Origin of the sequence: Alexandriicola marinus, from assembly GCF_004000435.1 — a bacterium.
Lineage (GTDB): Bacteria > Pseudomonadota > Alphaproteobacteria > Rhodobacterales > Rhodobacteraceae > Alexandriicola > Alexandriicola marinus.
The window spans coordinates 1-9,317 of the sequence record NZ_RBVZ01000029.1 but is presented as its reverse complement, the minus strand read 5'-3'; the positions used below and the strand labels follow the sequence as shown (position 1 = coordinate 9,317).

The 9,317-nt window shown below is 54.9% G+C and carries 4 protein-coding genes and 2 pseudogenes; 5 read left to right on the top strand and 1 reads right to left on the bottom strand.

From position 1 onward, the window contains the following. The first annotated feature begins 729 nt into the window (after positions 1-729). The 4 genes and pseudogenes from EP376_RS22070 to EP376_RS22055 all read left to right on the top strand — a co-directional run bounded on the left by EP376_RS22070 (position 730) and on the right by EP376_RS22055 (position 7,633). Positions 730-1,724 (top strand): annotated as a pseudogene (locus EP376_RS22070) (IS5 family transposase). 327 nt (positions 1,725-2,051) lie between these two features. Continuing rightward, positions 2,052-2,771, top strand: coding sequence for a hypothetical protein (locus EP376_RS22065; RefSeq protein ID WP_127657649.1), 720 nt, complete (start codon positions 2,052-2,054; stop codon positions 2,769-2,771). A gap of 1,374 nt (positions 2,772-4,145) precedes the next feature. Further along, entirely contained in the window at positions 4,146-6,635 is a 2,490-nt protein-coding gene (locus EP376_RS22060; RefSeq protein ID WP_203341980.1) for an ATP-binding protein, read from the top strand. A gap of 251 nt (positions 6,636-6,886) precedes the next feature. Continuing rightward, the gene (locus tag EP376_RS22055) at positions 6,887-7,633 is read left to right on the top strand and encodes a hypothetical protein (protein ID WP_127657647.1); all 747 of its coding nucleotides are present in this window, start codon (positions 6,887-6,889) and stop codon (positions 7,631-7,633) included. A gap of 647 nt (positions 7,634-8,280) precedes the next feature. Here EP376_RS22055 and EP376_RS22050 read toward each other — a convergent pair. Continuing rightward, a pseudogene (locus tag EP376_RS22050) lies at positions 8,281-8,964 on the bottom strand (transposase); the annotation flags it as partial. Positions 8,965-8,968: 4 nt separating this feature from the next. Here EP376_RS22050 and tnpA point away from each other — a divergent pair. Next, complete coding sequence (gene tnpA, locus EP376_RS22045; protein WP_127657646.1) at positions 8,969-9,307, top strand: IS66-like element accessory protein TnpA; 339 nt, start codon at positions 8,969-8,971, stop codon at positions 9,305-9,307. Positions 9,308-9,317 lie beyond the last annotated feature (10 nt).

The following is a 9,317-nucleotide window of genomic DNA, read 5'->3' as shown; positions in this document are numbered from 1 at the left end:
TGGAAACGAGCCAATTGATCATTCATGTGGAATTTCAGTGGATTTCGAAAGAGCGTCTTTGCGACTATTCAATGCGGAAACGGGCCAGCGAATAGTTTGAACGGAGCTGTCATTTGCGGATGGCTCCGTTTGCGCATGGGCTGATTTGATCGGAGAATGATGGCTTCGGGGGGCGGTCATGTGTCTTACCCTTATGTGCGGTGCATGTGACCGATGGCCTTGATGAAGTCCGCGGCCGGGTCCCAATAAGACGATCGAGCTGTGACGCCGTGACACCACCTCGGGGTGTCCCGGTACCTGTCCGGCTGAATCATCATCACTCAAATCTGCCCTTGCATCTCGTCGCAATGCGTCGGACGCTGTTTTTCTCTCCTTCATTCAGATGACCGGTACGGCCCTGTAGGTATCGAACTTCACGAGCAGCGCCCATGCGGTGCGCGCAGTTTTGTTGACGATCGCCTCGTTCACGAGTCGGAAAGGTTTGTGCTCAAGGAGGCATCTGACCCAGGCGCCAGTCCGCGTGTCGGTTGCTGCCGTCTGCCGACACCCCGGGGGCGAATTCGGCCCGAAGCGAACAGACCCACCGCTGCCTTGGCGACCGGCCACCCGCCGGATTGTCGTTGGGCAGAAGGAGGTGGGTGCGCAAATACGATGAGGGCGCAACTGGGCTCTGTTGCACAAATCCTGTAAGGGATTCATCTCGTGAATCCAGCATGGTAGCTGAGATGCATGAGCAGCCCCGCCCCCCCGACCTACAAGACCAGGAACTGGCCGGCCTATAACGAAGCGCTCAAGCGCCGCGGCTCGCTGACGATCTGGTTCGACCGCGAGATGACCTGGGACGCCGCACCGACAGGCAGGCGTGGCCGCCAGCAGAGCTACAGCGACGCCGCCATCGAGACGTGCCTGACGATGAAGGGTGAAGGGCGTCCCGGAAACAGGCCGGTGGCCCGTTTCAGCCCTGAACGGGCGGAGCCCCGGGCAAGTTTGGCATGGCGCTCCGTCAAACGACAGGCTTCGTCGAAAGCCTGTTGCGGCTGGTTGATCTCGACTGGGCGGTGCCTGACTTTAGCACCCTGTCCCGCCGCCAGAAGACGTTGGCCGTGAAGATCCCCTACCGCGGCTCCAAGGGTCCGTTGCACCTGCTGATCGACAGCACCGGGATCAAGGTCGAGGGCGAAGGCGAGTGGCACGCCCGCAAGCACGGCGGCCCCAAACGGCGCGTCCGGCGCAAGATCCACCTCGGGATTGATGAGGAAACATTGGAGATCCGCGCTGTCGAGGTCACCGGGAGCCATATTGGCGACGCGCCGGTGTTGCCAGACCTTCTCGGCCAGATCCCGGAGGACCAGGAAACTGACAGCGTCACGGCAGACGGGGCCTACGATACTCGCAAATGCCACGATGCCATCGCTGACCGCGGTGCCCACGCTGTCATCCCGCCCCGCAAGAACGCCAAGCCGTGGAAGACTGTCACCGCTGGCGCGGTCGCACGAAACGAGGCACTGCGCGCATCGAAATACCTAGGTCGGTCAATTTGGCGACGATGGAGCGGATACCACCGACGGAGCCGCGTCGAGACGAAGATGCACTGCGTGAAACTGCTGGGCCAGCGGCTCATGGCACGGGACTTCGACCGTCAGGTCGCCGAACTCCAGCTCCGCATCGCCGTCCTCAACGGCTACACCGCGCTCGGCATCCCTGTCACAGAGGCCGCGGGATAAGTCTGTCTGGGGAAAGGGGAAGTCTGCCAATCACTCGATTTGTGTAACAGAGCCGGTTCAAACAGTCAAGCCCTCAATCCATTTGCATAACAAAGCCGGCGCGAATGATAACGGCCTGATACTTCTGCGAAGATTGAGCGTTCTGATCGCCTAGGTTTTAATTCTAATCCAAACGTGGGACCGCGAAAGTCCGAAGGTCGCAGAGAGCCGAACAATATGCAGGTCCGCTCCGCGGTTATCTTTGTAATAGAAATCGGCCGATTATGGATCTCTTACGGTTTCACCGAAACAACATGAATCATTGCTCAACAGTTAGAAAATAATCAAATGTCTGACAAAAATGGAACCGCTCTTGTGAACAAGACAGCTCTACTTTGCCTTCCGTTTTTAATTTCGAGTTGTGCGGCTTTGGAACTGGCTCAACGAGCTGATGACCTAGAGTTGGCTGTTGAGCTCGGGAAAGACTTTCAATCCGCGTTACAGGCTTCTGAGTCAGCTGGATCAGATGGTGACGGCAGTTCGAATCTTCCTGACGGCGTCAGCCTCCTGACGGAAGAGGAATTTGAAGCACGTGCGGTGGAGCAAGGATCAGCAAGCTATGTCGGTTATGCCGGACTCTTCGTTCCTACCAGCGACAATCAGAACTCGATCATTACCGCAGAGGCAGATATCACGATCGATTTCAATTCCAACACGGTCGTCGCTGATTTTGACGATTGGATTGGCGGCCGTGTCGATGACAACTATAATCCGATTGGTACGACGGGTGGGGCGGCCAAAGCCCGAGGCGATATTATCTTTGAGAATGGCTTCTTCACGATCAATGGTGGTGATGCGAGTTTTACCGGGGATGTGAGTGGAGAACTGACCTACAAGAACGATGACTACGGAATCGAAGGATCTCTAGAAGGATCCATTGGTAGCCAGAATGGCGGACCGGAAAGCGTTGCGGCCGTTGCTGCCTCCGATGCTGTCATCACACTAAACGGCGAAGTGGTAGACGACCCAGACGCTGATTTTGGTTTTTATGGTGAAATTATAGACTGAAACATAGTCCGTACGAGCCGCTCTAAGTTGTGTTTGAATCTCGATGCAGAAATGATCCAGATGAGGCCTGGTCGCTTCGCCGTGTACGAAGCCGAGGCGATGCAGGCGAGCAGCTCCAGGCCTGATAGCACGACTACAACCATTACCGCCCACTCTTTGGCCTCGGGAACATCCCCCGGTCGACTTCATGGCTAAGAAGGGGCAGGATATGCGCGCAGCGTAGGCCCGGAAATCAACCTGCAGATTCTCTGAAATGTCGGAGAAGACATGGGTCAAAGGCCAGTCGGCCAACTTCCCTGCACGGAGATGTTGATTTCGCGGGAAGCTGAGAAGCTTGGCGGCCTCTCCACAGAAAAAAGACCCTTAAGAGGCGACGCTATATCCTTCGCTTGATTGATCGCTAGCAGGTTGAACGGCAAAAAAAGAGAAGGCACGGCGGTTGCCCCCCGTTGCCTATGCCTTGTGCAAGGAAAGTCCGTCTTTCTGCACGAAACCTGACTACTCCAACTAGACCAGCTCTTGCTGGTCTTTTTTTTAGACCGCCGACAGGCCACAGTATCAAGACACTTTACTGAGGTCAGCGCGACGATGTGACGACATCAGATCAAGAGGGCACGAATCAGTGAGATGGCATCTGTCAACTATCGATAGTCTTGGCTTCGTGCGAGGTTCTAGTAATATTCTCCTTAGCTCGGCTTCGCCCAAGGCCGTGCGTCGGGAGGTCGGCGTTGACGCAGTCTGAGGCGCACCAACAACGATATGCCTTTAACAAGGCGGGAGCGGTGGCTTGTCACGGGGAGGTCAAGCCACCGCAGGGTGGTAGACAAGTATTCGCCTTTCGCTTTACAGAAGCCTAAGAGCTCGATCGTCAGCGCTATCGCGGGTCTAAATGGTTCGCCGGTCGTTGTGCGCCTCCGTAAGAAGAGGGGTGTCGGACCAATGGCGCAAGCGATCATCCGCTAAAAAGTTCCCCCAAGCACCGTAGCATCGGACAGATGAATCCGGCAGATCGAGCCCGAAAAAGTCCATGCATTCAGGCCAGTCGGCCATCGTTGACACACAGTTGAGCATCATCACGTGGACTGCCCTATTTGGCACGTAATCGGCCGGACAGACTATACTTTCGTATATTGCAATATCCTTTGCGCACTTTGATTGGTCTCTAGGAAAGATCATAAGTGAAGCCTGCATCCTTTTCCCGCCTGTCAACTCTTTCGCAGTCCCGCAGTACTCGACACTGACGATGGTATGCTTCCGAGATTGAATGTTCCGTGTGCGCTACAGTTGATAATGCGGACCAAAGGGTGGCGCGACTTGATGGCCCAGTTTCACAATGACAACCACCCTCTCGCGACTAACATAGTTTGGAAAATGATGACCACATCCATCAACCAATTCAAATTCTCAGCAAACTCCACGGACAAGTCACGAATTGGCAGGTGGTTGCTAGTCGCACTCCCTGCTGTCAGTCTCACTTGTTTGGCCCTGATCGTGGCCACGGCTTCGCGCAAAGTCGAGATCATCGACGAACTAAGTGATAGTGCGTTTCTTGCGGCCGCATTCGTGGATAGCCGCTTGTCGCTGATTTTGGAAATTACCGAAGAATGTGCCTCGACGCTCGGTCTTGACCAGGGGCACGATTACATACAGCTCTCCGAAAGCTGCCAGCTCAGGGCGGCAGGTGCAGGCGACTGGGTCGTCGTCGTTGAACTCGGCGAAACGCATCGTCAAATCGTGAACAGCTCAGCCGTCTTAGGGGCGCCGCTCCCTCGATATCCGAGAGACGAAGAATATCCACAATTAATACGCGCTGAAAATGAGAGCAGGCTCAGTGGAGAAGCCGTTATCGCGGATGTATTTCAAGGTTTAGTCAATCCTCGAGGTGTTATTTCCGCCGGTAGGTGGGTTGAGCTAGACGACGGCCGATCGGTCATGGTTTATACCGGTATCGAGGCGACGAGCATATCAGACGACTTGGATAAATTGGTCACAGATAACGAGACTTTATTGGTTGTCGACGGAAGTCAGCGAGTGATTGCGACCAGCGGCACGATATCTGAGCACCTCTTCAAGGATATCTCTCTCAACGTGCGGCAGGAAGCATCAACCAGAACGGCTGATAAATCAGGTCCTAACGTTACGACACTCCAGCGTATTCTTGGCACCAGTTCTTTGACGAATGCTTCCGAATGGCAAATTATTGTTTATCGTGACGAGATGAGGCATTTCTTGGGAGCCTCTGAGTCCTTTGCGCCACTAGTCTTGGCTTTGCTTGGTTTTCTTGGTACGGCTGGCATGGTTACGTTCTATTCCCAAAAGCGGATCACTGAAGAAAGGATCCAATTTGCAGATTGCAGGCGTGCAGAGGCGGAGAAAAATCATGCTGAAAAAAATCGGCTGCTGGCATCGTTCGCCCACGACATTCGAAATCCGCTGATAAGTCTACTTGGTTCCCTTGAGCTTTCAAGGGATGCAGCAGACAGCTCTAATGCTGAGACAGCCACGCAGGCGGTGGAGTCGATACTCGAACAGATTGATGACGTCGCTGAGATCGCATTCCTGGGATCCGCAGAGTTCACTTTGCATCCAACGCTCGTGGACATCTCTGAACTTGCTCACAAAGTGTTCGATCTGTATTATCCGTTGGCCGACCAGAAAGGCTTGAAGTTCGAATTGAACGTCGATGATAGTTTGCCTTCGACGATCCTCGTGGATCGACTTCGCCTTCGGCAGGTACTCGACAACCTCGTCTCGAATGCGATCAAATACACCGAAATCGGCATTGTCTCTCTGAAAATCAAGGTCTTAAAGATTGATGACGATAGTATATCCTTGCGGTTCTCGGTGGTAGATAGCGGTCCCGGGCTTCGTACAAAGGACTTGCCCATAATTTTCAAGGAGTACGGGCGGCTCGACGTCGGGATGAGTATACAACAAGAGGGAGCCGGCCTCGGACTTGCGATCTGCAACCGAGTGTTGCAACACTACGCGTCATCGATCAACGTTGAAAGCGAACCCGGAATAGGATCGTGCTTCTTTTTTGATCTGGAACTACCGTATGGGCTTGACGAGATGATTGGTGTTCCGGATCAAGCTCTAAAGGACTTGGTCATCATCTATGCCGAAGATGAACCAGTCATCCGGCAGATTACCGTGGCCCGTTTGGAAGAGCATGGGCCGACCGTTGTTGCTGTCAGTAACGGGGTGGAAGCACTCGAAGCGTTAGCGAAAACAGAACCTGACTTGATGCTATTGGATTTGCAGATGCCAGACATGTATGGATTGGAGACGATCAAGTATCTATCAGGTTCAGCGCCGGCTCGCGATTTTCCGATATTTATTCTGACTTCGCATATTGCTGGACTAATGGCCTCGGAGGCTGAAGCTGCTGGTGCAGATGCAGTTTTCACCAAACCCATACAGATTCATGCCATGGCTGCAGCCTTTAGAGCCGGTCGTCTCAAAGAGAGCTCAAACACATATCAATTTGAATCGGACACTCGCACAGATTACTCAGTTTACGTCGTTCGTGAGAATTTTTTGTCGGCAGTCGGGTTAGCTGACGAAGCCGAAGCAAGGGACTTTGCTGACAGGATTGGCCGCGACATGACGAACAAGCTTGATGATCTTCGAGCCGCGGTCCTTGGCGGACACATGTCGTTGATCGATGAACTTAGCCACAAGCTTCTTGGTCTCTCCCAAGTCTTGGGGGCCAGCGCGATGTGTATCAAGCTCCGGGCCATCCAGGAAACGGCGAAAGAGAATGACCTTGAGGCGGCTAGAAGGCTGGTCGCGGAATGTGGATCCATGCTTTCACGTACGCTTGCCGAAATGCGAATGCTCGTTGAGAAGAGATTGAGGTGAGACAAACAGTGCTGTGGCCTCGTCGCCACAAATCCGGTGAGGTAGGCTATCTGGCCTCCCCTAGTCGACAGAACGAACATGACGGCGGTCTGGGGCGAGATGGACCACCAACACCTGGATACCGAGCCTGACCGCAATCAAGCAGACCTCGGACATCAGGCCTTCTGGGGGTTATTAAGGATTTTGTCGTTGCATTTGACGGGATCACAAGATATCAAATTGATAATTTTGGTTTCGTCGATGAGGTGGCGATGTTTTATCAACTCTGCGGAATGCTTGTCGGATCGGCTGTTCTAGTCTCGGGATCAGAAGCATTCGCGCAAGATGCGTCCAGCGCCCCCCCGGCTCTCGCCTTTCCCGGCAGCTTTGGAGTACCGTCAGCGGTGTCGCCCGCGCCGAACACTGGTTTCGTTGGTGTTTCCTTTTCGACACCGCGCGGCGGTATCGAGGGTAACGGGCTCGATATCGAGAGTTCGGTCGGGTATTCTTTCGGGAACCCTCTTGATGCCGTTGGTGTTACACTGAGCGTGAACATTACGGGATCGGACCCCTTTGGTGATGCTGGCTCCTTTAGCCTGAGCGCTTCACGTCTGCTACGCGCGGAGGGTTCATCCGCTACATTCTTGGGCGCAACGGTCGCCAATCTTCTGGATTGGGGGGTAGCTGTTGATCCAATCTACAGCGGCTATTTGTCTCACCTGACGAGTATCGAACTTGTTGGCGTCGAAGTGCCGCTCCAACTCGTCGCAGGTTATGGCAGCGACATTACCCGATCTACTGACGGCAGCGGCGACATCGATGACGGGATCTTCGCCGGGGTTGGGCTCGGAGTATCCGAGAACTTAAGCGCAGGTATCTCTGTCACTACGACGCAGGTGAATGCAGGTTTTTCGTATTCTTTGCCAGACATCCCCGTTGGTGCGACGATCAGCATACTGGATATTCTCGACACAACAGAACGTCGGACTTTTGTTGCGTCACTGGGCTACAGCTTCTAGATATTATTGAAAGGTTTAGACAATGAACTCCTGCGCAAAGTTGGTTTTCCTTTTGTCGATATCCGCCTCTGTGTCTTACGCTGGAGGGGCGTCAGTGGATAATGCACCCGGTGGCTCGTCTCAGCCCATAATAACGGGGACCGTATCAAACCAATTCTCTCCTAGCCGCTCTTTCGACTTTGGACTGGGGGGAAATTTTGCGCCATCCGCCGGAGGAGGCGTGCCATCATCAGGTGCGGGAGAAGCGGTAGCAGCAGGAGGCTCGGTTTCGACCGAGGTCTCAGAGGGGACTTCTTCAGCTCCTATAGAGATAGCGAACCCCGGCGGTTCAACGATTATTGTGAGTGTATCCGTAGATCCGGTAACTCAACTTGTTACTTTGACAACTGCTGCGGGTCGAACGTTTGCGGTGCAATCAGGTTTCATTCTACGTCTTTTGGGGAACTATCGGTAGAAATAGAAATCAGCGAAATGTTTCGCCTAAACTTTAATATTTTTCGCGTCTTCAGCTATTTGATTGAGACAGACTTCCCGCAAACATGCTTCTGATGCAATCTATCTTGGAAGGCGTTGTTTCTGCCACCGCGACTTGAGGGGGTTCCTTTGCCGGGTGGGCTGCGGATGCAGCGTGTGATGCGCTCCCTTTATTACGCTGGCATTGGCTTCGGTAGCCTGGCCAGATTGCAAGCCGACATGGTCATCGAGAATTGCGCGCGAACCCTGTCGAGGCCGCGGCGAACAGTCTGCGCCATGCCGCCTACGGACTTTGCCCAGCCGAACGGTTCCTCGATCTTCTTCCGGCGTTGTTGGGACAGGGCGTTGCCGTGATGCCGGGTGGCCCGTCCGTCGATAGCGGAAAGCCGGGCCTTCTGCGCGACATGCGGTATTACGACCATCCGAGTGAATTCTGCGACGAAGTCGGCGCTGTCATATCCTTTGTACGCCCCGAGCGTCAGACGCCGGGTCGAGCCTGGTGAGCGTTGATTGATCATCTCAAGGGCCGCCTTGCGCTGGCCATGGCCGTCGGCGTGGGTCAAGTCTGCCTGCACGACGAGGCCGTTGTGGTTCTCCATTAGTGTATACGCCATGAAGCACTGCATTGCCGCGGCGCCCGGCGCCGTCTTGTAAAGGAGCGCAACCGGGTCCGTGACCGAGGCGCGGGTCACGTTCGAGCGATACTCGCCTCGGAAGTTCACTTCAGCATTGCGGGACTGGCGGGGCGTATCGGGCATCGGCTGGGTCTCGGTCTGCTGGATCTGCTGGTAGGTGTCTGCGAAGGTCAGGTTGAGCGCCGGTGGCGGTGACCCGCCGTGATCGTCGTCCTGAGGCGCCGCTGTGTCATCCGTAGNGCGTTCGATCTGTTTGCAGACGACGGCACCGGGCGTGTCGGTTGCGCGTGTAGCACAGCGTTACGCGATGAACGCCAACCTGATCTTCAAGTGGCTGCGCGACCCGCGCTATGCGCCAGAGCCCTTGGCGGAGCCAGATGCGGCCTGTTTCCTTCCCGTCGAGATCGTTGATCGCCCCATGCACGACGATAGCAGCGCCGCCACAGACGCCGTCCCCCCGACAGGCGCGATAGAGATCGACACCGCCTGCGGTCATAAGCTGCGGATCAGCGGGGCCTACGATCCCGAGGCGCTGGTCCGGCTGATACGAGGTCTATCCGGATGATCCCGGTTCC